Genomic DNA, 23,875 nt, shown 5'->3' on the forward strand with positions numbered 1-23,875 from the left:
CACTTGCTGTATTAAACAAAAAATATAGTATTAAAAGTGAAGTAAGAATTACCTAGTCATTACTTTTTTAATTTTGTTGTTGTTCAACACAATTTTCATTTGGCGGATACCAAAACTAGTTTCAATAAACAAGCGCAAATTGTTCTCTGGGAGCTGGTGAATATTGATAATTTTTCCATTATGGTTTTCATTCCAGACAGTTTTATGCTTCGATAGGGTTCTTGAGACCCTATCTTGGTGATCAGACATAACATGTGTGGCTATAAAGCTTTGATATTCACTATCTGATGCTGAATTAAGGGCTTCAACTAAGGCTTTAACCAATTTACTTTCTTTGCTAGAAATGATCTTTTTTGTGGCTTTTACTTTTCCTTTTTTTGCAAAATTTAGGGCAATTTCCTTAGCCTTATTATAGTGAGCAAGGTAATCGGGAACAATACCTATAGCTTCTATATTTTGCCCATCTTTAGCATGTTTTGATTCCTCATAAGGCCAATTGAGCAAGAAAATGTCGCTCATTAAGTAAGTTGCCGTTCTATGGGCTGCTCCAGGTGTTTTTTCGCCAATTACTATAGCCCTTTGGTGACTTTGGAGCCGTTGTGTAAAGATTTCCGCTCCTGAGAATGTAGATTGACTTGTGAGAACAATTAATTTAACATCCGATAACTTCTTGGAAAGTATTTTGGGTGTTGTCCAGATATCTTTAGGAGAAGCATTCCATTGGTAGCTGGTGGCCAGTTTCTTCTTCTCTTTAAAAAAGTAGCCTAAAATATGATTTACCGTTTCATCGGAGCCACCAGAGTTATCTCTCAGGTCTATGATTACTGTACTTGCGTTTACTAATGAAGACATTACATCGTCAATCTCCTTTTCTATATCTTTAGTTAACCTCGGAAAAGAATCAAACTTTAAATAGCAAATGCTGTTATCTAGAACCTCTGTAAAAATAAATGATGTTTTTTTTGAAGGCCCTTCTTTTTTAGAGTTACCAGAATCAGGATTAGGATTGTACAAATCTACCGTTAAATGTAGATCGTTTGACAATAGGTATAAATCACGATTCAATATTTCTACAAACATTTCTGCATCGTTAATATTTGAATAATCACCATTCTTAATTTTTGAACTTAATTTTTCTGCTATTTGTTTCCCTTTTTCTTCCCATAAAAACTCGTTTTCAAAACTCGAAACCAAGTCATTTAAAAATTCATTTTTTTGTGCCTGTGGTAAACTTACTTGGGGAAACGCTGTGTTTATGGCTATGATTAATAGAATTGATGTTTTGATTAATGATTTCATGTACTAAAATTATTTTTGATGATGAACTTGTTAAAGGGTAAATGTATGCAACCCTCAATTTGGGAAATAGAATGAAATTAGCCTCAGTGCGATAAGTTATATCTTCCTTAGGTTTTTTGGATTAAATCCAATGTAATGCTTGAACAATCGTGTCATATGGCTTTGATCTGAGAAGCCGCATTGATAAGCAATTTCTGTTAGAGAGTCTGTAGAATTCAATATCATGTTTATAGCCCGTTCAACTTTGAGTTTCCGCATATAGTCTGCCAATGTACAATTGGCATGCTTGGAAAAGGTCTTGGATATTGTTACAGGATGAAGCCCTAGCTCGGAAGAAAGCTCATCTAAAGACACAAATTCTTGCCATCTATCTTGCAATACAGTATTAATCGTATTTATCCAATCTGGCTTAGTTAATAAAACGCCTTTATAAAAACAAGATTCTAATAGTTGTTGTACCGATTGACTTGAATACACATCATTTAATAGTAGCTCATGATAGACTTTTAGTAATGACAACGAACAATAATTATCCAAATACAAATTTGATAGTTTAATGTCATCATTAAAGAACTTAGGGCTTATTTCAACATTTAAATTCTTAGAAGGAAAAACAGTATTTCTATTGCGGTGAACTTCACCTTCTCTGTAGGTCATAATTTTTCCTGGCTTTACCTGTATGTCTGCTTTTTTTCGAGACTCGCGGTTTCCACCGATAAGAATAGAAGAGAGATGAAATTGTTCATGATAGTGCCAATCTTCTGAAACAAAATGACTATAATTAACAATAGATATTGAAAACAAATCATTTTCGTATCTGTATGATGTTGTTCCTAAAAAATTTGATGCTTTGTTGATTGTCATAAGCGATTCTAATACCTATTATGTTTAAGTAAAACCAAAAGTTCTTTTTTCATAATTGTTTAAAATTGTACTTAAGGATCTGTATAATCATCAGTTACAGTTTTAAAATTACAAACTTTGGATTAGAAGAGAGAGTTAGAAATTCTATACTTTTTTGTGAAGAATATCTTTTTATTCGCTTTCCTAATTACCAAAATCCAGTTATATTTAATTCCCGATTATGTGCACGACGCTTAAGTTTTTAAATTTCATTATAGAAATACCCTTTCAATAAACCAAAATAAGCCAAACAACGCAATCATTATCGATGCAGGAATCTGTATCCATTGGCGATACCAACTTTTATTTCTAACAAACCATACCAAAACCGCTGCGGTAATTAATACTAGTAGCTGACCTAGTTCTACACCTATATTAAAGGCTACTAATGAAGGCACAAAACTACCTTTAGGTAATCCATATTCCCCTAAGACTGCGGCAAAACCTAGGCCGTGTAGTAAACCAAAACCAAATACAATCAATGGTCGCCATTTGTTTGTTTTTTTAAATATACAATTTTCGACAGCTATCCAAACGATGGAAAGCGCGATAAAAGGTTCAACAATTGTACTAGGAACTTGTACAACATCCAATGCAGCCAATGCTAATGTAATGGTGTGTGCTAGCGTAAAGGCGGTGACTTGCCAAAGTAATGATCTAAAAATAAGACTGGAAAAAAATAGCCCTAGTACAAACAGAATGTGGTCTAAACCTTTGGGGATGATGTGCTGCACACCTGCCTTAATGAATAACCAAAATCTTTCCTGCCAAGGCATAGCTGCCAGTTTGCGCATACGCTGACGTTTTAAGGCTGCTTTATATTCGTCAGTCATTTGCTGATCTTGAAAGGCAAGTTGTTCCTGTTCTATTTCCAATATAATAAGTTCATCAGGATTGTGGGAGAAAACTTCAAAACTTACACATAAGAGCATGCAGAAAACAAAATGTTTAAAAAGTCTCATCAGGTAACAGGAATATTTCAAACAAAAACGGCTCGGATGTCCGGGCCGTTTTTCAAATCATTTTATTTGTGTTAGTCAGTTGAACCGTCTAGTCCTCTCACTTTTAATAGTGCATCTATTTTTGGTTCACGTCCACGGAATTGTTTATAAAGTTCCATTGCTTCTTCGGTAGAACCTTTTTCATAAACATGTGTTCTTAACTTTGCAGCAAGTTCTGGATTAAACACATCTCCCGCTTCTTTAAAAGCTTCAAAACCATCTGAATCCAATACAGCCGAGTGAACATAACTGTAGTAGCCAGCAGCATAACCACCAGCAAAGATATGCGCAAAGTAGGTACTGCGATAACGTGGTGCTATTTCGTCTATTAAGCCGATCTTAGAGAGTGACGCCTCTTCAAAAGCATCAGTATCTTTAAGCTCTTCTTCAGCCTTAATGGTGTGCCAATCCATATCCAACAAAGAAGCCGCCAGATATTCTGTATTTGCAAAACCTTGATTAAACTTGGAGGCCTTCAATAATTTGTCAATTAACGCATCCGGAATCACCTCCCCAGTTTTATAGTGAGTAGCAAATGATTTAAGAATTTCAGGTTCACTAGCCCAGTGTTCTAGAATTTGTGCTGGGAACTCGGTAAAATCGCGAGGACCAGATGTACCAGCCATACTGCTATAGGTAACGTTGGTTAAAATACCATGCATGGCATGTCCAAATTCATGAAATAGGGTAGTAACATTTTCAAAACTCAGTAATGATGGATCATCGCCAACAGGTGCTGGAAAATTACATACATTAACCACAACAGGGCGCTCTTTGCCATCGAGATTGGATTGCCCTTTAAAGCTGCTCATCCATGCACCACCACGCTTGTTTGAACGCGTAAAATAATCGCCAATGAAAATCCCAAGGTGGCTGCCATCCTTGTCTTTTACTTCCCAAACACGAGCATCAGGATGGTAGGTATTAATATCAAATAACTCAGTAAAGGTTAAGCCCCATAGTTTATTGGTAGTTTCAAACACACCGTTAAGTACATTATCTAATGATAAGTATGGCTTTAATGCGGCTTCATCTAAATCATATTTAGCCTTACGTACTTTCTCTGAGTATTGCCACCAATCCCATGCGGCTATTTCGAAATCGTGTCCTTCTGCATCTACAATGGCTTGCATATCGGTAACTTCTACCTTAGCTCTTTCTAAGGCAGGTCTCCATAATTGCATCAATAGATTATAAACCTCAGTAGGGGTTTTTAGCATACGCTCTTCTAGAACAAAGTGCGCATAGGTTTCGTAGCCCATTATTTGAGCGCGCTCTGCACGTAGTTTCGCTATTTTTGCTGCAATCTTTTTATTGTCTGTTTTGTTATCATTGTCTCCACGCTGTACGTAAGCTTTGTATAGTTTTTCGCGTAAGTCGCGTCGGTTAGATTCTGTTAGGAACGGGTACATACTGCTGCGATGTGGTGTAAACACGTATTTATCTTGATATTTTGTTTTTTCGTCTTCAGTTTCGGCCTTTTCCATTTTTTGTGCTGCTGTTTCAGCTGCCGCAGCAATAGTTCCGTCAGATAGACCGTCTAAGTCTGCTTTGTCTAAAATAATTTCAAAGCCATTGGTTTCGGCTAATAAATTTTGACCAAAGGCGGTCGTTAGCTCAGAAATCTTTGAATTGATTTCAGTGATTTGAGCTTTTTGTTCTTTATTTAACAGTGCGCCACTGCGAACAAATGATTTACGTCTATCTTCTAAAAGTTTACGTTGTTCATTGGTGAGATCGAGGTTTTCCCGAGCTTGCCAAATGGTTTCAACACGATTAAAAAGCGCTTCATTCAAAATTATTTTATCTCTGTGAGCAGATAATAGTGGACTCAACTCACGTTGTAGTTCTTGCAATTTGGGGTTGGTATTAGAACCCGCTAAGTTGTAAAAAACACCTTGTACTTTAGTAAGTAACTTTCCAGATCTTTCCATTTCTTCAATGGTATTGGCAAACGTAGGTGCTTCAGCGTTATTTGCAATGGCATCAATCTCGGCAAGGTTTTCTTCCATACCTTTTTTAAATGCGGGCATGTAATGTTCATTCTTAATTTCATTAAACGGGGGCACCTCAAAAGGTGTATCCCATTCCTCAAAAAATGGGTTGTCTGATACTGGCATTTCTGTTTTTTCTGTTTGATTTTGACAAGCACTTAAGAGTACAATGGCAGCAAAAAAAAGGAGTTTTTTCATTCTTAATTTTATTTATGGCGTTGTGAATATAATCTTTTAGGTATTAGAAACCAAGAAATATTAAATGCTGAATTGAATACATCTTTAATTAGAATATCTTATGGTTTGAAGATATCCATTAGCGTAGATTTTGTTTTCTATAATACCCATAATTTCAAATAAGATTAAAAGAAAAGGAAATCTAGGCCATTCGATTGTTCAAATATTGCTTTTAACCTTTTTCTATAAAAGCAACATTTGAAAAGTAAAATGAATGTATCTAATCTATTTTAATGACGTCACTTACAGGATACAGAAAACTTAAATGATTTTATTTATGCTGCAATGAACTTTAGTCGCTGTTCAGCGAATTTTTTAATTGTTTAGTTATTTCACTTACCCATTTTATTTGGGCTTTATGGTTATGGGGAAGGGGATGATAAAAAGCATAATTTTCATTGTTCTTTTTGATACCAATAGGATTGTTAATTCCTATTTTGCCAATGGCACTTTTAGCTAATTCAGTCAGTTCCTTAGCGACTCCCCAGGCAAATATAGTAGGTATATTAGTTACGAATAGGGTCTTGAATTCATCTTCGCGTCTACTATCAAAAATCGAATGTGGAATTTGTTTGGGTCTTATTTCACTTAGCAGCTTATAGAAAGCTTTACTTGGTGTAATTCGTAGGTCCGAAAGATTAAGAATTCTCGAATATTCAATTCTACAATTTTCCATAACGCGCATAATTTGGTCTTGGGTTGTATCTGGAATGGCAGGTACTTCTTTTTGCTGGTTATTATCGCCAACTGTTGGTTGGGACGTTCCTGGGTTCATCATTACGACCATTAATTGCGGTTGTGAAATGCGAGTCTTTTTTCTTTTGATGTTTAGGTACTTCCTGCAATTCAAATCCCCAATTTGATAGAAACATCCTGTTATTTCAAATTTTTCTCGCATAAAATATTCAGTGCATAGTAGCAAATATAATCTTACGTAATTGATTTTTCACTTTTAACCTTATTTTGAGCCAGAGCAAGATATTCTAGATCTTGTATGGTTTTATCATTATTCCAAATATGCTTTCAATGTAACCATTCTTAAATTTTGTTGTCTTCAATGAGATTATAAAGCATTTTTTCTAAATGATATTTAGCAAACTTTTTGTCCTAATGATTATACTGGGTGTTCAATTCAGTTGTACGAGTCATAAAAATAAGTCTGATGAAATAGGAGCAGAGTTTCCGGAGTTTGCTCTTAAAAATTTTGAGGGAAAAACAATTACCTCTTCTCAAATATTTAAAGCCAACAAAATTACTTTAATAGAATTTTGGGGGACTTGGTGCAATACATGTGTAAAAACCATGCCTTGGCTTCAAGATTTACATCAGCGATATAAGGGGCTCGGGTTAGAGGTGGTAGGAATTTCAGTAAAAGACGTTAATGGCAAGCCACAAGCTTATGTTAAGAATAAAAATTTTACCTACAAATTTTTGCTGAATGGGGATTCTCTATCAAAAAAAATGAAGATTTCCGAATACCCTATGGTGTATTTGGTAGACAATAATGAAAAAATTATCCTTTTTGAATCTGTAAGAAAGCATACTAGTAAGGATGAGATTAGAAAAAAAATCCAAGAATACACAAATAACTAAACAATCGTGAAAATGAAAAACAATTACATATGCTTTTTTATGCTGCTAATAGTATTTACAATTTTAGCATGCGAGAGCTCGTCTAATCCCGAAGACTTTAAGGCTAAAAATATCGACAAAGTTAGAGAGATCATTAATTCTTATGATAAAAACTTGGGGTTTAGTGGTAATATACTCATAGGGCAAGGCGATAGTATTATCTATCATAGCGAGAATGGCTTTTCAGATTATGGAGAGAAAAAAAGAAACGCATCAAAAACAAAATTTCGGTTGGCATCGTTATCAAAACAATTTACGGCAGCAGCACTACTAGTTCTTGAACAACAAAGAAAGGTAGATTTTAACGAGCCATTATCCACATATATTAAGGAATTAAAACCAGAAATCGCAGATAAAATTACCATCCATCAGATCCTTTCTCATTCTAGCGGTTTGGGAAGAGACATTGAAACACTATCAAACAAGCCATTGGGACAATCCTATATTACGTTGGATGAAATCATTAAACTCATCAATACCTCAGATTTATATTATGAGCCTGGAAAAAAATGGTCGTATTCCAATCTTGGATATGCAGTAGCGGCCAAAATAATCGAAGAAGTTTCTGGAATGGACTATGGCGATGCCATGAAAGAACTCATATTTCAGCCTTTGGGAATGTACAATACGGGACACGAAAGTAGCAAAATCAGTATAGATCATATGGCCAAAGGATATGTTGATATGCCCGAAGAGATTATTGACGCTATGTACGAAGACAAATCCTATGTCATTGGAGCAGGATCCATTTATTCTACAACTGAAGATATGTTTACATGGGCAAGAGAGTTAATGAATGGAGGTAAAGTGATTAACGAAAAAAGTAGAAAAAAGTTATTCTCAAAACAAGGAGGAAGAGGATATAGTTACGGATGGTATGTAGCTAATTATGTTTGGTCTCCTGTAAATGAAAAAACACAAGCCATAAACATACATCATGACGGTGGTTGCCCTGGCTTTTCCTCTAAACTTTCTATACTATCAAAACACAATCTTGTTATCATAGTGTTAAGTAACAAGGTTCCTGCTCACATAAGCACAATCGCAAATAAAGTGACTAATACTGTTTTAGGGTTTGAATATGAGGGCAATGCAAAAGAGAATCATAACAAAGCGTTTTTTGATATACTATTTGAACAAGGAATTGAGGCATTGGTTTCCACTGAAATCGAATGGAAGTCTTCAAAACCAGATTACTACGTTCCTAGTTCGTCCGATATCTTTTTAATAGGAAGAGGTTATCTTGAATCTAATGACTATCAAAAGGCCTACAAAGTGATGGACTATTTAATTCACACTTCTCCAGAATGGACCTATCCGTATCTTTTTAAAGGATTCGGAAAAGAAGAAGAAGGAAAACGAGAAGAGGCCGTAAGCTTGTATAAAAAAGTATTGGAAATAGACCCTAAACAATCTAATGCCTTAGGAAGATTAAAGCAATTAAAAAACTAGAATATTCAAGGATTATCTATACGTACAAATGCATTAATCAATTGCCTCAAATAATGGAATCCTATTAGACATTGACAAGAACAACGATTTGGACATACAAGATTTAAGAAATCTATGAAAACTCATTTTTATCTTTACCTGAATCTCATAGGCCTACTCACTATGTTGGAGTGTACTTCATTGTACCGACCCATGATGGAGCTTCCATTGAGAGTGCATATCATTAACTCTAATCATTCAGGGATTGATGCAAATATTTCGAATTCTGAAGTAAAAGAACTACTGGTTGGGGTTAATAAGGTATGGAAACAAGCAGGTATTACATGGAAAATTGAATCTATTGTGCCCAGCATTATTGGCAATGAGGATAAATTAGCCAATTTTTTGAGAAAACCAAAAGATTTGACATATGGCCGCAAATTGCTTGTCAATTCGATTCCACTTGAAAATAAACTAGAAACGGGTTGGAATGTTTTTTTAATCAAATCTCTTGGCCCATCTGGAGGTGTTTATCTCAGAGAGCTATGCGTTATAATGTTTCCTGTACACTCTGATATAGGAAGACACCCTCAAATTTTAGCACACGAGCTTGGGCATGCTTTAGGCTTAAACCATGTAAAGGCGGATGGCCTAAACTTAATGCAAGAAAAACCACCAAAAGGTACAGATGAATCATTAAGGGATCCCACAAAAGCTAATTATCTTTCTAAAGAACAAATTAGTAAGGCTAGAAAACAAGCATTGTTGGGAAGAGCTTTTGATATAAGAAGGGATTATTAAATAACCTATAGTGTTATCAACTTAAATGAGTTTTGTTGAACAATAAGCAATTTTATCGCTTTTTCATGTATAGTAATAATAAAAGACAGCTAACCTTTGTAAAACACTTGGATTAATATCAATAGTTATTGAGATTAGCAGCAACAGACCATGTCATCGTTAGCAACTGGCATTAATTTAGTAGTTCTTCTAACTTTTTGTCCAATTCCTTACCTCTTAAATCTCTCGCAATGATAATTCCATTGTGGTCAATTAAAAAGCTATCTGGAATGCCTTCGACACCATAAATCATTGTAGCCTTGTTCCCTTGCCCTTTTAGATCGTTAACGTGAAACCAATTAAGCTTGTCTTTTTCAATGGCGTTGAGCCACTTTTCCTTGTTTTCGTCCAACGACACTGCAAATATTTCTAACCCTTTTGGTTTAAACTTTTTGTAGGTTTTTACAAGGTTTGGATTCTCTTTTCTACATGGTGCACACCAAGAAGCCCAAAAATCTAGAAAAATGGTTTTGCCCTTTAAATCGGACAACTTTTTAGGGATGCCATTGTGGTCAATCATTTCAAAATCTGCAAACTGCTCACCAATTTTTGGCTCATAATGCATTTGAATGTAGTCTGCTATCATTTTGCCGTATTTCGATGACTTGTTTTCTTCCGATAATACATTAAAAAGTACTTTTGTTTTTTCTTTTCCATAGGTTGTTGAGTACACTGAAAGTGTTTCTACACTTACGATACTATTGGGATTCTTCTTTATGAATTCTATTTCTTTCTTTCTCTGATCTTCTTCGGATAGGGTTTCAAGTTCTTTGCGTAATGGTTGAGCTAAAAGTTCTTCTTTTGAACCTGTAACGATTGCATTTTCAAAATCATTTTGTGAAGCATCAAAAGTCATAGGGTTGTTTTCTAACCATAAAAAACGGTAGTGAGAATCATCATTTGTTCTTATTACTACATGCAATGGTGAGTTTGATAGTTTTGTATTAAAAACAAAGGAATTGTTCTCAACACTAGTTGAATCAATAAGGTCAACATTTTGACTGTCGGCGTTGTCTAAATAAATCATTGTCCCATTTTCAAAGTTATTCGTTTTTCCAGCTAAGGAAAACTCATTCTCGGTTTTGTCATTACACGATATAAAAAGTAAAATCAATAATACGCAGCTTATTTTTCTCATTGGTACTCCTTTTTGTTTGTTATATGCTAGTATTTAGTGTTTCGTTTTCCTATTGTTGTATTTTAAAATAGAATAACTCAGGATCTCCTTCGTCTAACCCAATTAGTTTGCCTGCAAAAGAAAAGCCGACTTTAGTTAATGCTTTCTGCATTTGAATATTTGAGCTATTAGTTGAAGTAAATACCTTATTCGTCTTACTTTGTTTGCATATAAGGTTAATTGCTTGTCCGCCTATTCCTTTTCCTCTATATTTTTCCTCTACAATAATGAGTTCTATCCAGCCTAGGTCAAAGAAACGATAATCAAATATAATAAAGCCAACAGCTATATCATTTACTAAGATGATAAAACATTCCTCGTCCAATATTGCTTTTGCTATCTTTTCCGCTCTCTTTAGTTCGGTATGCTCAACCTTATTAAGGTTATAATCAAAATCTACGACTAATGCTTTGTCTTTTATGGTCGCCTTTCTTAGACTAATAGTTTTCATATGCAATTGTGCCTTTTTGATTTGGTTATTTACCCACGAAAATGGTGAATTTTAGAAGCCAAACATATTGATTAAGTTTATTTTCTAAATCAAAGTTCATGGATTCGCTCAGCGCTTGCAAGTAACGGTTGGGTATATGAAAAGTAGTGGGTTTTGTAATACAAATTTTTTGTTTTGTTGCTATTGCTAAATTTACAAAACCTGGTCTTATTTAAGTACTTAAATCGTCATTACTTGTGCATCTTATTAGAAACAGTTTTAATCCAATCCTCAATTGATATTAAGTACTCTGGATGTAGTATCGACCAATAGGGAAAATCAGTACCTTCGGTTTTTGTCATTGAATGGTTTGCATTTTGAAGCGTTACAATCGCATAGTTTGTATTACCTGCTTTTATCAATGCGTTTTCTATGTTTATGTGACTGTCTTCTGGTATTACTATATCCTTTAATCCCTGTATGATAAGTATGGGGCACTTTAATTTTTCAAAATACGGTATAGGCGTGTAGCTTAACTCTTGGTATATCTCATCATTGAGTTCGGGAATCCATAAATATTGGTAAAACTGTTTACTCTTGTGCTTATTGAGTATATTTTCTAGCTGAGTTTTGGTCAATTCTCCAGATAAATATCTAAAAACAGCCCTTTGCACATTTTCAGCGATCAGAAACTCATCTTTATTGATTTCGTTCTTTAACCTGTTCATCATAAAATTTAGGTCACTTTCCAATAAACTGCAACCAGGAGTAGAGATGGAAATACCAGATTGAAGTTCGGGTAGTTCATTACAAATTAATGGTACTTTTGCGCCACCCTGACTACTGCCCATAATGGTTATCATAGATAAGGGTAACCCAGCTTTTTTTGAAAAGTAACGAATAGCGTTGATGTCATCGTCGGCTAAATCATCAATGGTTATGCCTTCTAATGAGCCTGTGGATTTCCCTGTACCTCTTTTATCAAAATGAAATACCGTAAATCCCCTCTTGGAAAAATACAAAGCTTCTGCATTTGAACTATTTCTATCATTGGTACCAGAAGAAGTTACCATAAACAAGCCTAGATTATTTGATATTGTCGATTTCCAGATGGCGCCTGCCAAGGTATTTCCATTTGATTGAAATTGTACTTCTTCTGTTGTTGGCTCGTCCTTTTTATTCACTTTTTTAAGAGTGTAAGGATACTCTTTTGATTCTATAGTAAGCATACCTTGTAATGTGCTGTAGTGCCTATCAATGCTATTTGAAAAACTATAGGTATGGAAGTCACTTTGAAGTTTGAATAGCAAAGTGTCATTACTAAAGTTTACCTGTCGGCAAGGAATTCTGAATGCATTTTGTCTTAAGCTGGTAAAGAAAACGTTATATCCCAAACTGTCTTTCATGACTTCGAAACCAAGGTCGGTTTCAAAGTTCTTGTGCTTAAAAATGCCCTCGTATCTACCTTCTAGTCCATCAGTTTTATTTTGAAAAATGCAACTCGTAATGATCAAAAAAACTATGCAAAATTTACTAATAGTCTTCATACATTGTTTATAAGGTAATAATGTATGGCCTCGTTGCGAATAGTGCTAAGATAGCGAATAGGAGAGGAGATACATATTGTTACAAACCGCTTTTATTCTTTTGCATTAGGCTTTATGTCAATTTCTCCATCCAAATTGATGTTGTACTTGGATATTTTCCAAATACCATCCAATTTTACCAACCAGACGTCGTAAACTACGGTTGTAACAGGGCTGAATTCCTTTTTATTTATGGTACTTGCAAGTAAGGCATACTGTTTAATATACGCGGTGTTACTATTTTGTTCTAAAAAATGAGTATTTGCCATTAAGTGTCTTCGCTGTAATTTATTTGATTTGAAATAATCAAGTTTTTTCTGAACTTTTTCCTTATTAATAGTCTTAAGTCTCTCTTTGGTGAATAACCCAAGAAAATTCTCTAAATCACCGCTGTCCCAATAAAATGCATATGCATTCATAACATCTTTTATGGCTAACCTGTCCGATAATGAAAAATCTGGATCTCCAGCAATTCCAGACCATGTCTTTCCTGTTTCAATTTTTGCACCTCGGCTTGTTTGACTATTAGAATTATTTAACATAAATACCGCCAATACAGCGACTATGAATTGTGGTGAAATTAGTTTCATATTCAATTGTTTAAAACGCTAGTTGGCCAAAATTAAAGTCATTATTACTCATAGTCTTTACCGTAGGTTTTATATTTCTTTTGGAGTTGTTTTACTACTTAGTATATATAAAAATAGAATTTTATAACTTATAGAAGTTCCGAAATTATAAAGTACGACATTTTTATCGTTTTAGATTCTGTATGCATTCCATTTCTACAATTCCAGAATCAAGTATGTGCTGAAAATTATTATCAATTATTTTTCAGTGCTCGTCAAAAAAAGTCAATGGTCTAGTGTATGATTAATAACGGATTTTTTTAAAATCAAAATTCAGGTATTGTCGGCTTAAACCTATTCCATTGATACATTACTAATTTAGTAAGCACACACCAAACTTACACAAGCGTGGGGAACAAGACTACAGCAAATTGTGGTTAGCCAATGTTAGACAAAGTTTCCTTATTTTATTTTTTTTATTTTTTTGTTTAACTCCTTAAAGTCTTTAGATTTAAGGTTATATGACATTAATGTGTGCTGCTGGTAAATTATATCACCAGTATTACCATTGATGACAGTAATTACTTTGTTGGAATTAATTTGATTATACATAAGGTAATAAAAATCAGTATTTTGATTGTCTAAAATCATTTTTTCTATATCCTCATATTCAACAATTTTGTAGTCAAATGAAAAATCTTTCATTAGATCTTCTATTTCTGGTGCTTCCTTCTCTTTTATTTTCCAAGCGTTATATCCATAAATAAAGGTTTTGTCTATGTAGATCTTGTTACTTTTAAGATTTTTTAGTTCTGGCTTTACATAATCTTCATAAAGGTCAATTGAGATATTATTTTTAATGGAATTATTAGTAAACTGTAAGAAATTTTTAAAATAACCTAACCGAAAGTTTAGTAAGTCACCTTTTAAATTTTCAGAATAGGCACCAGCTTGCTGTCTTAAACTGATATCTGGGGTAAAATATATAGTTCCTATTTTTGAAGAATGCCATTTTAGTTGGCCTTCTTTAGGCTTTTTCTTTATTTTATCTACAACATGAAAATCTAAAATGTGAAACCCATAGTCCACAGACATTCCACTAGATTTTGTTCTGGTAATGCCAACATTCATAAATTGAGCCAAAGCATCATCCACTTTTACTTCCGACTCGTTAAATTCATCTTCCATCATTAATTCAAAAGATGTAACATCCCAAACTTCATTTAAAATGTCTTCAAAGGTTGATTTTGAATAAAGTTTAGGCAAAACAAATTTTGTATTTTTTGCTGTAAAACGATTTAGAGTTTTTTTATTGAGCTTCTTATGCTTATACTTATCAAAATTAAAATCACCAATTCTGATTTGAGAAAAACTGTAATTTGTAAAGCTTATTATTGCTAGTGTAAAAAATACGATTTTGAATTTCATTTATTTGATTTTATACTTGTATCTAAAGCGTTTGTAAATGGTTTGGTTAAAGTTAAGATTTATATTTTTAAAATCGAGAATGAATTTTCTTGCTTGTTACCAATGGTATTGTGTATGGTTTATTGCAATAACATTACAAATAAGAACTGTTCTTTGTATTAGCCTTTGCCCACAATTGGTTATACGTTATGTTAGGTAAAGAGCTTTTAGTTATTGTCTATCTACTGTAATTAATTCGGTAATGGTATTACTTGTTCCACCAACATCGAATAATCGATATCTCCATTCTCCATCACCACAAGGGCAGACTGCTCTAACTCCAATATTTATTTGTCCTGGGTTGTAGGGTCTAACATCTTTATAGGCGGTATCTGTGTAGTTTCTCACATAACTGTTGGGAATTTGCCATTCAAAAGTCACGTTAAGAGGTCCGTTGGCTTCGTGAATTAGCGGACTGTAAACCGCCCTTAACTTGGACCATCTGCCTGCATATAAATCATAAACTCCTATTTTTTGAATTACAAGTCCATCATTGCTTGGAACACCTACCCAAACCCCTTTGTCAATTGTAAAACTACTGTTTGGTAGGTTGGCAGTAATCAAACCGGCATATTGGTCGTTGAATGGGTTGCTAGTAACTGTTATACTTGTTGCTGTGTGGGAAACAATGTTTAAATTCGGTGAAACCGTCCAATTAACAGAGGTTACACAAGAATGATTAAATCCGCTAATGCTATAAGTATAGAATTGCCCGTCACAAACAGAGGTTTCTCCTATGAGCGCGGCATTACTTATATGATGGGGCAAAATACCAACTTCAATGTCCTTTGTAACTGTAGCAAAGCCACATCGCTGATTTCCGTAAATTACGTTGATGGTAACAATACCAAAATTATCAGGATTTAACTGATTTAATATTATCTCATTACCATTTGTAGTAAACGATACTAAATTATCAGGGTCTATGACCGTCCAATTTACTGTAGTAGCTAAATCTGTAACGGAATATACACCTGTTGTACACAAAATGTCCTCGCCAATGATTTCTGTACCTACACAAAAAGGTGTACAATTAAATAGGTCAATATCTGCATCTGCATCTAGTTCCTCTGCCAACCAATCACCATTTCTTCTGTTGAACGAAATATGCTCAGCATTTAAATTGTTGTTTTGGTTAGAGGACGTGGTAAAATTAACAAAAGGAATCGCTCTATCTCCTGTTGGTGGATCAGCAGATGTATATTGTCTAAAGTAATCCGTGTCATCTAGGTTTGTATTGCCACTGCCAACATCCAAAGCACTTGTTACAGGAATAAAATCAAAGTTTAGATTAACATTAATATTGTAATCATAATTATAAAACCAATTGGTTTTAAGTTAGTTGGTGTAGTTCATATCAAAGCGACCATTGGTAATATTGATTTCGTTACCGTCGTTATCCAAAACGGTAAACTCAAAAGTGCCCGATATGATAAAATTGTCTGGGTCGAAGTTGGTTATGGTTAATGTGCCGGGGTTTTCTGTTGTAGATGTACCACTAAAAGTAATGCCACCACCAATATTGTATCTACCATAATGATTATTACTGTCTTCTTCAAATAGAGTATAGGTTATTTCTTGTAACGCAGAGACATCGATACCTCCAATTGAAATTGATTGTAATGATGGTCCACCTCCTTTACTACCACTAATATTGAAAGTATAAGCACCATCCACAAATTGATAAAATGCACTTGGTGCGTTATTACCAAAGCTTGGTGGTACAAATGGTTCGCCATTAATAAGGCAGCCAAAGGTTTGCTCTCCAGTTTGGGTGGCCGGTGGCAGTTGGTCTATGGGGTTTTGAGAATTGTTATCGTCGTCGTTGTTGCAGCTCGTGGCAGTGAACACTAAAAAGCTTAATAGTAGCAATGAGATTCCTCGACAGGCTCGGAATGACAAGTTGGGTGTTTTTTTCATGGCATAAGGATTTAGGTTTTCATTTTTGTAAAACTAGCTTTTAATTTATTGCGATTCTATAGGTAAGGTTGCATATTCTATAAAAAATGATGGATTGTGATTTCATAAATTTGTAATTGAAAAGGTTAAACTTTAATTTTTAGAGCCGTCTTGTTGCAGCAAGGCGGTTCTTGTTTTTAGACACCCTTTTTTAAGGGCATGTTATTGTGTGTATTGCATATCAAAACGCCCATCACGTATTTGTCTTAATTCTCCGTTTTGGTCTATAACATCAAAAAAGAAAGTACCAGAAACAATTTGGTTTGTTGGGTCAAGTTTAGTAATGGTCATTTGACCTGTCTGAAGTGTATTGGTAAAAAACAGGTCTCCATTATATCCATAAATCCCTGTGGCATTTCCATCTGCTTCAGCAAGCAATTGATAGGTCTCACCTTCTTCAATTTGCAATGTATTGGTTGATATAGAAATAGAAAATAATTCAAAAGACACATCTTGTTCCATTCTTCCAGTAACAAAAAAATAATACTCTCCGTTTACAAGTTGATAATTACATTGAGTGGGATTAACTACTCCACTAGGTAAAAAAGGCTTATCATCCAAGAGGCAGCCAAAGGTTTGCTCTCCAGTTTGGGTGGCCGGTGGCAGTTGGTCTATGGGGTTTTGAGAATTGTTATCGTCGTCGTTGTTGCAACAACATAGTGTTAGCCCAATACTAACAAGTAACATAAGTTTTATATAATTCATGCTTTTTTTAAAAGTATAGTTTTTTTCTTATAAAATAGCTTACGCATTGTGCTTAACGATCTCGTATTTGAGTAGTAGTGACTGTCTGCGCTAGGCAGGGATTTTTACTTATTGATTTAAACCTATGTTATATTGTTATACTTATTTAATATTTCAGAATACTTTTTTAAGGTCAAGCCTCCAATGTTTATTTCATAGGGAAGTTCCTTGTCTTCTTTACTAACGGACAGAAACAAAACCTTTTCTCTATCTTTCCAAGCTGCAAAGTTTCCTCCAAATTCGTGCATAAATGGGTTCATTTTTAGTGATTCCAAAAATATATCCATTAATTCTTCATTAGTATTTATTTTTCCATAATCTAGTTTTTCGGGTTGTAGTATGTCGTCAGGTTTTTGTTTTAATAAAGCTGAAATTTCATCTTTATAATGCTCAAATTTTTCATTTACGATTTCTTCCTGTTCTTCACAAGACAAGTTGCCTCCATCTCCATTAAAACCGTAAAAGAAGGTAGAAAAAGCTAGCGGAAATATTGGGTAAATAAAATCATCCACTTCAATTTCAGTTTCTTCTTCTATTTCTTCATAGTCAGATTCATCAATTTCTGTTTGGGTTGACCACATCATTTCAAGACCTTGAAGTATTTCAATGACCTTTTCTTTAGGGTATTCTCCATTAACTCCCTTTAGCCAAATAGATTGTCTCATTTCCTCTTTTTCACTTTCAACAATATAGGATTCGTTTAGGCTCTCTAGCTTATCTTCAAGTTTATCTATAAGGTTATCTACGGTACTTTGCTTTAGCTTCAAAGGGTAGATATTATCTAGGGCGATGCTCTTGGCAATTTTTTTGTATTGTGAATTTAGGTCTTCAGTATACTGGTCTTCTTCTGGTAATAAATACTCTTCTATTGCATCGATAAGTAATCCTATTTCTTTTTCATTAAGTTGGATATGAATAAAGTGATTTTGAATAATTTCATTGACTATTCTTTCCTGTTTTTGTAACCATTCTTCACTCAAATCTGCAAGTTCAGCTTTTGAATGCTCATAATCAGGTTCATAACTTGTAAAAATATCCCAAAAGCTAGCTTCAGAATTTTCTGTTAATATAAATTCTTCAAATACTTGTTTTGGGCTTATGTCTTCGATCCAAAAATCATTTTTCATACTTTTCTCTAATTATAGCCGTCTTTGGGATGAGTAGTAGTGTCTGAAAGCTACAGTTAAATTACTTATTTGAGTGATCTCTACTGGCTAATTATCAGTTTCCAGCCATCGTATAGAGTATTCTTGTTGATAAATTTTATGTTTAATTATTTCATCTCTATAATCAAGAAGGCCAACTTCTCCTTTGTCCACATTTAGATTTGGCTTCGTACTTTGCTTTACCAGTTCTTTCATTTTGGTAATAATTTGGGGTCTTCTCCTTTCTTCTTCACTTATACAGTTTGAATAGTCTAATGCGAGTAACTTTTCAGCATTATCCTTGTTTGTCATTATGTATGCGTAAAATTTGTAATACATAAAATCCTTAATAAATAAGACTTCATTATCAGAATTTACTAATCCAGTGCACCATTGTTTTTTTGCATCGAAGACATATGCATCTGCTAAAAGATTATATAACACGGAAACTTCAAAATCTGTTATGGTTTTAGCTTTTTGGCGAATGCAGTGTTCTATCTTATCAGTCCATTTTTTATTAAAAGCGGATTCAGCTTCTGTTACCCACGATGTATCATACTCAAAGCCATCTACTGTGGCTATTTTTTCTGAGTTCCATGTGCTATCTATTTTTCTTGTAACAGGGAGAGCGATGCTTGGAAAATGAATCTCAAAACTAAATTCTCTATTATCGGGAACAAAACTTGGTTCATAGAGCATCAAAACTGTTTTTCTTTTCTTAAGAAAATCCCATTTTTTCTGTATGTTCTGCTTAATACCATAAAGCTTTTATTTTTAACACCTATAGCATAGTTTTTTAAAGTACCTATTTCAAATATATTGAACACTCCTCCTGTTTTCTTTTTGACCAATTTATTATCCTTAAATAGCATTACTCCAAAACCTCTATCTCCTTTATAAGGCAAATAGTTTGCCCAACTTAATTTAACTTTCAATAAATGCCTATTTGCTTTTAAACCTTCTTCATTGGTTACAGCAAATTCTCCTAGTTCTTTATGTCTAACATAAATCGCGTAACTGCCATTAGAGAAGTCAATATTCCCTAAAAACAGCTCAATGTTTTGTTTTCTGAATGGTTCATGAAAATTATTAGTATCCTTGTCAACTTTCTTGGTTATAAGTTTCGCAATAAACCAAATAAGTAGAATCACAATGAAAGTTATTATTGCATATATCACTGCTTTTTTCATTTCCAATCTTTTTTAGATTTTCCATGTTCTGTCATTCTTATTTGATTGTATTCTTTAAATTACTGTCGCTTACTAACTGTTAGTAAAACTAATATTATCAAAGACGTAAACAATAGCTTGGGAAAAAATGGGAATATATAGGCATAATTAGGAATGTTTTTAGTTGAAATTAGATCTCTGTTATTAATTATAGGGTTAAAATATTCTATAATGTGTCTCAATTTTCAGATGACAAAAACTTAGTTTTCTACAAATAAAAAAGAGGGCAGAAGCCCTCTATAACTAACTGGTGATATCGTAAACCTTATTCCGTAGCTTCTTCCATAGTGTGGTAGACATTCTGTACATCATCATCTTCCTCTAACTTTTCGAGCAATTTCTCGACATCTTCCATTTGCTCTGGCGTTAATGTTTTGGTCACCTGAGGAATACGTTCAAAACCAGAAGAGATGATCTCAATAGTGTTTTCTTCTAAATAGGATTGAATGTTACCAAAACTTTCAAATGGTGCATAGATCATTACGCTGGTTTGTTCATTGCCATCTGCATCTTCGTCAGTGTCTTCAAAAATTTCTTCAACGCCATAATCAATAAGCTCTAACTCCAGTTCTTCCAAATCCAAGCCTTCACCTTTAATCTTAAAGTTACAGGTATGGTCAAACATAAAGACCACAGAGCCTTGGGTGCCTAAACTACCATCGCATTTATTAAAATAGCTACGTACATTGGCAACGGTGCGCGTATTATTGTCTGTTGCGGTTTCTATAAGTACAGCAATACCATGCTGGGCGTAACCTTCAAAAAGTACTTCCTTGTAATCGCCTTGGCTTTTATCACTGGCGCGTTTAATGGCACGTTCTATATTATCCTTGGGCATGTTAACAGACTTGGCGTTCTGTATAACGGCCCGTAAGCGCGAGTTACTATCGGGATCGGGACCACCTTCCTTTACCGCTATAACAATATCTTTACCAATGCGTGTAAAGGCCTTGCTCATAGCAGACCAACGTTTCATTTTCCTTGCTTTTCTAAATTCAAAAGCTCTTCCCATCAAAATTTATTTTTGTTCCCATAAAAATGGGATTATATTCAACTAATCATCTATAATTATACCTGATTTTCACAGAAGATTTCAAATATAATTCTTTTATAAAATTTCACAAATTGATTTAAGGCCGTTATAAACGGAATATTAGGTAATCTATTCCTCGGCTTCAACTATAGCTTCTATAGCCTCGGCCAAATCAAAGTCTTTTTGGGTAACGCCGCCGGCATCATGTGTAGAAAGTGATATTCTTAAAACATTATAAACATTGCTCCAATCTGGGTGATGGTTTTGTGCTTCGCACTCAAAAGCAATGCGGCTCATGGCACTAAAGCAATCCTTAAAATTTTCGAACTCTAATTCTACGTGAATGGCATTATCGTAATAGTCCCATTCTGGAAAGTGTAAAAGCTTCTTTTCAATGGTAGCGCTGTCTAATTTCATATTAAATTAAGTAAAGATAAGTCATTTCGAGTCTTTTTTGCCAACTACAAAACACGAAATGACGATTAATTTTGTTACTGAAAATTACAAAATATTAATGGACTGCAAAAGAAATTTTGTAAACAGAAAAATAGATATTACCAACTATTTCTGAAGTTCTTCCAAAACCTTATCGCTGGTAATTTGAAGATGCTTTGGTAGCTTATTAAATTTAGGCAAGACAGCTAAATAACGGTCTTCATTAGTTGTGTATACGTGTTTTAGTAACACTTTTTTGGTGGTAATGATATTTAGGATATGCTTTACAAATTCATCGTGGTGCACTAAATCGGTACTACCCAAATGAAAAATACCATGCTTGTTCCTGTTTATAATGTAGTGAATTTGCTGGGTTACCTTCTTGTCGAGCGTAACATTCATTATTAAATTAGGAAAGATTTCTACTGATGCATCTTCTGCTATCAATTGCTTCATTTCCTGAATCCTGGGGCAATTAGTACCAAACACCATGGGCAATCGCAATACCGCAACTTGAGTCTTTGGTAATCGCAATAGCATATTTTCGATTTTAATCTTAAAATGACCATAAATGCTATGACTTAAGGTCTTGTCTAATTCGTAACTTGGATATTTACTGTAAGCATCAAAGGCATTGGCAGAAGATAAAAAGATGATTTTACTCCCAAAATCTTGAGCATATTCTGCAATATGCTGATGTGCGATGGTCTGTGCATGGAAATCGCCACGTAGTGCCGAAATGATAATGGATGGTCTTGTCGCTTCAAGAATTTCGTAAACGTCGTCTTCCTCAACATTGTATTGAAAGAACTGTTTGTTGTTCGCAAATTCTATCTTAGGTATTCTATATGTGCCAAAGGTTTTAAAATAGGGGCCTACTTCTTTATATATGGCATTGCCAATATACCCGCTTGCGCCAAGGATAAGTATTCTGTGTTTGCTTAAATTCTTCTTCATTGATCCATCAACATTCTAAAGCAATTGCTAGCCTTTGTAAAATGGTAATTTTATAACGGTTGCAGGTATGGCCTTTTTTCTTACTTGGATATTGATTTTACTATCTACTTTAGAAAATACCTTCGGGACATAACCTAAGCCAATACCAATTCCTAAACTTGGACTCATTGTCCCAGAAGTGACATTACCTATTATTTTTCCACTATGGTCCACAATATCATAGCCATGACGTGGAATACCTCTTTCATCTAATTTGAAAGCCACTAGTTTACGTTCTGGAGTACGTTCCTTTTCAGCTTGTAGAGCTTTACTATTGGTAAAGGATTTATTAAATTTACAGATCCAACCCAATCCGGCTTCGATAGGAGAGGTGGTGTCGTCGATATCATTGCCATATAAACAATACCCCATTTCTAAACGAAGTGTATCCCTTGCAGCTAAACCAATAGGCTTAATTCCAAAATCAGCACCAGCTTCTAACACTTTATCCCAAATTTGTTTCACTTCGGAATTTTTACAGTAGATTTCAAATCCGCCACTACCAGTATAACCAGTTGCGGAAATAATAACATGTTCTATGCCTGCAAAATCTCCAACAACAAAATTGTAGAACTTAATCTCAGATAAATCATAACTAGACAGGGATTGCATAGCTTCTACAGCTTTTGGTCCTTGTATGGCTAATAACGAATAATCATCGCTTAAGTTGCGCATTTCGGCACCGACATCGTTTTTTGAAGATATCCAGTTCCAGTCTTTTTCAATATTACTGGCATTAACAACTAGTAAATAGGTTTCGTCTTTTACCTTGTAAATAATAAGATCATCAACAATGCCACCATTATCGTTTGGCAAACAACTGTACTGCGCTTTGCCTATATCTAATTTAACGGCATCATTACTCGATACCTTCTGAATTAACTCTAGGGCATGTGGACCTTCAATTAAAAATTCGCCCATATGGGACACATCAAAAACACCGACGGCTTTCCTAACCGTTTCGTGTTCTATATTTACACCTTCGTATTGTACTGGCATGTTATAACCGGCAAAAGGGACCATTTTGGCACCTAATGCAATATGTGTTTCCGTTAGGGCTGTGTTTTTCATTATGTAGTGCGTTCTAATTTTAGATGTGCAAAATTAAATAAATTTTGTGGCATAATTCAACCACTTTGCATAAGAGAATTATATTTTTAATTGTACTGTATGCCCATTATGAACTGTAATAAAAAACCACCTTAACTAAGGTGGTTGATCACTTATTATTTTTTACTTTAGAATTGGTACCTTACACCTAAGGCAATGTCAAAACCAAGGTCGTCCCTAAAATCTCCGAAGCCTAATTCTGGTCTAAAATCCAAGGACAACAAAAGTGGAATATCAAAATTATATTCTATGCCTATATCACCAGCTACAAATATGAAGGTGTCGTCATCGCCATTTTCGACATCAAATGAACCAAGACCTCCACCAGCACCAGCATACCAGTTAAAATTGCCATCGAGTGCCCAAACCCATTGGTAAAGGCCTGTTAACTTAAAACCGTCAAATCCATCACCACTTCGCCATCCTAAATTGGCTTCAAGTCGATTATTATCACCAAGTGCACGTTGATAAGAAATTTCAGTACCAAAACCGTCATCATCTCCAATACGTAAACCTATGGCATTATCCGCTATTTCTTGTGCGCTTACAAATAGTAAGCCTGTAAATATTGCAACTGTTGTTAAAATTAATTTTCTCATTGTATTACGTTTTTTTATTGATTTCGATAAACTTTACAAAAATAACGCCAAAACCAAGT

Annotated in this window: 24 protein-coding genes; 3 read left to right on the forward strand and 21 right to left on the reverse strand. The window is 34.4% G+C overall.

The window, feature by feature from the left end:
• Positions 1–48 precede the first annotated feature (48 nt).
• From Q0972_RS02065 to Q0972_RS02085, 5 genes are all read right to left on the reverse strand, one after another.
• Positions 49–1,299, reverse strand: coding sequence for a S41 family peptidase (locus Q0972_RS02065; RefSeq protein WP_299361964.1), 1,251 nt, complete (start codon positions 1,297–1,299; stop codon positions 49–51).
• A gap of 96 nt (positions 1,300–1,395) precedes the next feature.
• On the reverse strand, positions 1,396–2,163 hold the full coding sequence (locus Q0972_RS02070; protein WP_299361968.1) for an AraC family transcriptional regulator: 768 nt from the start codon (positions 2,161–2,163) through the stop codon (positions 1,396–1,398).
• A 251-nt stretch (positions 2,164–2,414) separates the two neighbouring features.
• Entirely contained in the window at positions 2,415–3,134 is a 720-nt protein-coding gene (locus tag Q0972_RS02075; protein ID WP_299361970.1) for a HupE/UreJ family protein, read from the reverse strand.
• 101 nt (positions 3,135–3,235) lie between these two features.
• Positions 3,236–5,395: a M3 family metallopeptidase gene (locus Q0972_RS02080; RefSeq protein WP_299361973.1), complete on the reverse strand. Its 2,160-nt coding sequence runs from the start codon at positions 5,393–5,395 to the stop codon at positions 3,236–3,238.
• 331 nt (positions 5,396–5,726) lie between these two features.
• Complete coding sequence (locus Q0972_RS02085; RefSeq protein ID WP_299361975.1) at positions 5,727–6,332, reverse strand: DUF1643 domain-containing protein; 606 nt, start codon at positions 6,330–6,332, stop codon at positions 5,727–5,729.
• A 212-nt stretch (positions 6,333–6,544) separates the two neighbouring features.
• Here Q0972_RS02085 and Q0972_RS02090 point away from each other — a divergent pair, with 212 nt between their 5' ends.
• The 3 genes from Q0972_RS02090 to Q0972_RS02100 all read left to right on the forward strand — a co-directional run bounded on the left by Q0972_RS02090 (position 6,545) and on the right by Q0972_RS02100 (position 9,298).
• A complete protein-coding gene (locus Q0972_RS02090; RefSeq protein ID WP_299361978.1) occupies positions 6,545–7,027 on the forward strand; it encodes a TlpA disulfide reductase family protein in 483 nt (160 codons plus the stop codon).
• Positions 7,028–7,039: 12 nt separating this feature from the next.
• Positions 7,040–8,518 carry a serine hydrolase domain-containing protein gene (locus tag Q0972_RS02095; protein ID WP_299361980.1) on the forward strand — a complete coding sequence of 493 codons (1,479 nt, stop codon included), beginning with the start codon at positions 7,040–7,042 and terminating at the stop codon, positions 8,516–8,518.
• Positions 8,519–8,632: 114 nt separating this feature from the next.
• Positions 8,633–9,298: a hypothetical protein gene (locus Q0972_RS02100; RefSeq protein WP_299361983.1), complete on the forward strand. Its 666-nt coding sequence runs from the start codon at positions 8,633–8,635 to the stop codon at positions 9,296–9,298.
• A gap of 172 nt (positions 9,299–9,470) precedes the next feature.
• Here Q0972_RS02100 and Q0972_RS02105 read toward each other — a convergent pair whose 3' ends face one another.
• The 16 genes from Q0972_RS02105 to Q0972_RS02180 all read right to left on the reverse strand — a co-directional run bounded on the left by Q0972_RS02105 (position 9,471) and on the right by Q0972_RS02180 (position 23,816).
• Entirely contained in the window at positions 9,471–10,475 is a 1,005-nt protein-coding gene (locus tag Q0972_RS02105) for a TlpA disulfide reductase family protein (protein WP_299361986.1), read from the reverse strand.
• Between the two features lie 49 nt (positions 10,476–10,524).
• Positions 10,525–10,965 carry a GNAT family N-acetyltransferase gene (locus Q0972_RS02110; RefSeq protein WP_299361989.1) on the reverse strand — a complete coding sequence of 147 codons (441 nt, stop codon included), beginning with the start codon at positions 10,963–10,965 and terminating at the stop codon, positions 10,525–10,527.
• 230 nt (positions 10,966–11,195) lie between these two features.
• A complete protein-coding gene (locus Q0972_RS02115; RefSeq protein WP_299361991.1) occupies positions 11,196–12,491 on the reverse strand; it encodes an alpha/beta fold hydrolase in 1,296 nt (431 codons plus the stop codon).
• A gap of 92 nt (positions 12,492–12,583) precedes the next feature.
• Positions 12,584–13,120: a nuclear transport factor 2 family protein gene (locus Q0972_RS02120; RefSeq protein WP_299361994.1), complete on the reverse strand. Its 537-nt coding sequence runs from the start codon at positions 13,118–13,120 to the stop codon at positions 12,584–12,586.
• A gap of 441 nt (positions 13,121–13,561) precedes the next feature.
• Positions 13,562–14,527, reverse strand: a complete 966-nt coding sequence (locus Q0972_RS02125; RefSeq protein ID WP_299361996.1) for a hypothetical protein — start codon at positions 14,525–14,527, stop codon at positions 13,562–13,564.
• Positions 14,528–14,737: 210 nt separating this feature from the next.
• Positions 14,738–15,823, reverse strand: a complete 1,086-nt coding sequence (locus Q0972_RS02130) for a hypothetical protein (RefSeq protein ID WP_299361998.1) — start codon at positions 15,821–15,823, stop codon at positions 14,738–14,740.
• Positions 15,824–15,904: 81 nt separating this feature from the next.
• Positions 15,905–16,486, reverse strand: coding sequence for a hypothetical protein (locus tag Q0972_RS02135; RefSeq protein ID WP_299362001.1), 582 nt, complete (start codon positions 16,484–16,486; stop codon positions 15,905–15,907).
• A 201-nt stretch (positions 16,487–16,687) separates the two neighbouring features.
• Entirely contained in the window at positions 16,688–17,230 is a 543-nt protein-coding gene (locus Q0972_RS02140; RefSeq protein WP_299362003.1) for a hypothetical protein, read from the reverse strand.
• Positions 17,231–17,352: 122 nt separating this feature from the next.
• Complete coding sequence (locus tag Q0972_RS02145) at positions 17,353–18,396, reverse strand: hypothetical protein (protein ID WP_299362006.1); 1,044 nt, start codon at positions 18,394–18,396, stop codon at positions 17,353–17,355.
• Positions 18,397–18,483: 87 nt separating this feature from the next.
• Positions 18,484–19,113 carry a hypothetical protein gene (locus Q0972_RS02150; protein WP_299362008.1) on the reverse strand — a complete coding sequence of 210 codons (630 nt, stop codon included), beginning with the start codon at positions 19,111–19,113 and terminating at the stop codon, positions 18,484–18,486.
• Positions 19,113–19,610, reverse strand: a complete 498-nt coding sequence (locus tag Q0972_RS02155) for a hypothetical protein (protein ID WP_299362010.1) — start codon at positions 19,608–19,610, stop codon at positions 19,113–19,115. Before Q0972_RS02155 ends, Q0972_RS02150 begins: the two co-directional genes overlap by 1 nt.
• 298 nt (positions 19,611–19,908) lie before the next feature.
• On the reverse strand, positions 19,909–20,655 hold the full coding sequence (locus tag Q0972_RS02160) for a YebC/PmpR family DNA-binding transcriptional regulator (RefSeq protein ID WP_299362012.1): 747 nt from the start codon (positions 20,653–20,655) through the stop codon (positions 19,909–19,911).
• Between the two features lie 150 nt (positions 20,656–20,805).
• The gene (locus Q0972_RS02165; protein ID WP_299362015.1) at positions 20,806–21,093 is read right to left on the reverse strand and encodes a 4a-hydroxytetrahydrobiopterin dehydratase; all 288 of its coding nucleotides are present in this window, start codon (positions 21,091–21,093) and stop codon (positions 20,806–20,808) included.
• Between the two features lie 144 nt (positions 21,094–21,237).
• Positions 21,238–22,068 (reverse strand): sugar nucleotide-binding protein, encoded by an 831-nt coding sequence (locus Q0972_RS02170; RefSeq protein WP_299362018.1) that lies wholly within the window; start codon positions 22,066–22,068, stop codon positions 21,238–21,240.
• A 27-nt stretch (positions 22,069–22,095) separates the two neighbouring features.
• Positions 22,096–23,178, reverse strand: coding sequence for a glycine cleavage system aminomethyltransferase GcvT (gene gcvT, locus Q0972_RS02175; RefSeq protein WP_299362021.1), 1,083 nt, complete (start codon positions 23,176–23,178; stop codon positions 22,096–22,098).
• A gap of 167 nt (positions 23,179–23,345) precedes the next feature.
• Complete coding sequence (locus Q0972_RS02180; RefSeq protein WP_299362024.1) at positions 23,346–23,816, reverse strand: hypothetical protein; 471 nt, start codon at positions 23,814–23,816, stop codon at positions 23,346–23,348.
• Positions 23,817–23,875 lie beyond the last annotated feature (59 nt).

Source organism: Winogradskyella sp. (genome assembly GCF_028282165.1).
In the GTDB taxonomy this organism is placed as follows: Bacteria; Bacteroidota; Bacteroidia; order Flavobacteriales; family Flavobacteriaceae; genus Winogradskyella.

What these genes read in the sequence shown, in the direction of transcription:
- Q0972_RS02075 (WP_299361970.1), bottom strand. Translation starts at nt 3,134, where the DNA reads ATGCTCTTATGTGTAAGTTTTGAAGTTTTCTCCCACAATCCTGATGAA.
- Q0972_RS02135 (WP_299362001.1), bottom strand. Translation starts at nt 16,486, where the DNA reads ATGAAAAAAACACCCAACTTGTCATTCCGAGCCTGTCGAGGAATCTCA.
- Q0972_RS02065 (WP_299361964.1), bottom strand. Translation starts at nt 1,299, where the DNA reads ATGAAATCATTAATCAAAACATCAATTCTATTAATCATAGCCATAAAC.
- Q0972_RS02160 (WP_299362012.1), bottom strand. Translation starts at nt 20,655, where the DNA reads ATGGGAAGAGCTTTTGAATTTAGAAAAGCAAGGAAAATGAAACGTTGG.
- Q0972_RS02150 (WP_299362008.1), bottom strand. Translation starts at nt 19,113, where the DNA reads ATGCTCTATGAACCAAGTTTTGTTCCCGATAATAGAGAATTTAGTTTT.
- Q0972_RS02120 (WP_299361994.1), bottom strand. Translation starts at nt 13,120, where the DNA reads ATGAAACTAATTTCACCACAATTCATAGTCGCTGTATTGGCGGTATTT.
- Q0972_RS02170 (WP_299362018.1), bottom strand. Translation starts at nt 22,068, where the DNA reads ATGAAGAAGAATTTAAGCAAACACAGAATACTTATCCTTGGCGCAAGC.
- Q0972_RS02100 (WP_299361983.1), top strand. Translation starts at nt 8,633, where the DNA reads ATGAAAACTCATTTTTATCTTTACCTGAATCTCATAGGCCTACTCACT.
- Q0972_RS02140 (WP_299362003.1), bottom strand. Translation starts at nt 17,230, where the DNA reads ATGAATTATATAAAACTTATGTTACTTGTTAGTATTGGGCTAACACTA.
- Q0972_RS02165 (WP_299362015.1), bottom strand. Translation starts at nt 21,093, where the DNA reads ATGAAATTAGACAGCGCTACCATTGAAAAGAAGCTTTTACACTTTCCA.
- Q0972_RS02110 (WP_299361989.1), bottom strand. Translation starts at nt 10,965, where the DNA reads ATGAAAACTATTAGTCTAAGAAAGGCGACCATAAAAGACAAAGCATTA.
- Q0972_RS02085 (WP_299361975.1), bottom strand. Translation starts at nt 6,332, where the DNA reads ATGCGAGAAAAATTTGAAATAACAGGATGTTTCTATCAAATTGGGGAT.
- Q0972_RS02180 (WP_299362024.1), bottom strand. Translation starts at nt 23,816, where the DNA reads ATGAGAAAATTAATTTTAACAACAGTTGCAATATTTACAGGCTTACTA.
- Q0972_RS02115 (WP_299361991.1), bottom strand. Translation starts at nt 12,491, where the DNA reads ATGAAGACTATTAGTAAATTTTGCATAGTTTTTTTGATCATTACGAGT.
- gcvT (WP_299362021.1), bottom strand. Translation starts at nt 23,178, where the DNA reads ATGAAAAACACAGCCCTAACGGAAACACATATTGCATTAGGTGCCAAA.
- Q0972_RS02105 (WP_299361986.1), bottom strand. Translation starts at nt 10,475, where the DNA reads ATGAGAAAAATAAGCTGCGTATTATTGATTTTACTTTTTATATCGTGT.
- Q0972_RS02095 (WP_299361980.1), top strand. Translation starts at nt 7,040, where the DNA reads ATGAAAAACAATTACATATGCTTTTTTATGCTGCTAATAGTATTTACA.
- Q0972_RS02080 (WP_299361973.1), bottom strand. Translation starts at nt 5,395, where the DNA reads ATGAAAAAACTCCTTTTTTTTGCTGCCATTGTACTCTTAAGTGCTTGT.
- Q0972_RS02090 (WP_299361978.1), top strand. Translation starts at nt 6,545, where the DNA reads ATGATTATACTGGGTGTTCAATTCAGTTGTACGAGTCATAAAAATAAG.
- Q0972_RS02125 (WP_299361996.1), bottom strand. Translation starts at nt 14,527, where the DNA reads ATGAAATTCAAAATCGTATTTTTTACACTAGCAATAATAAGCTTTACA.
- Q0972_RS02070 (WP_299361968.1), bottom strand. Translation starts at nt 2,163, where the DNA reads ATGACAATCAACAAAGCATCAAATTTTTTAGGAACAACATCATACAGA.
- Q0972_RS02145 (WP_299362006.1), bottom strand. Translation starts at nt 18,396, where the DNA reads ATGAAAAATGATTTTTGGATCGAAGACATAAGCCCAAAACAAGTATTT.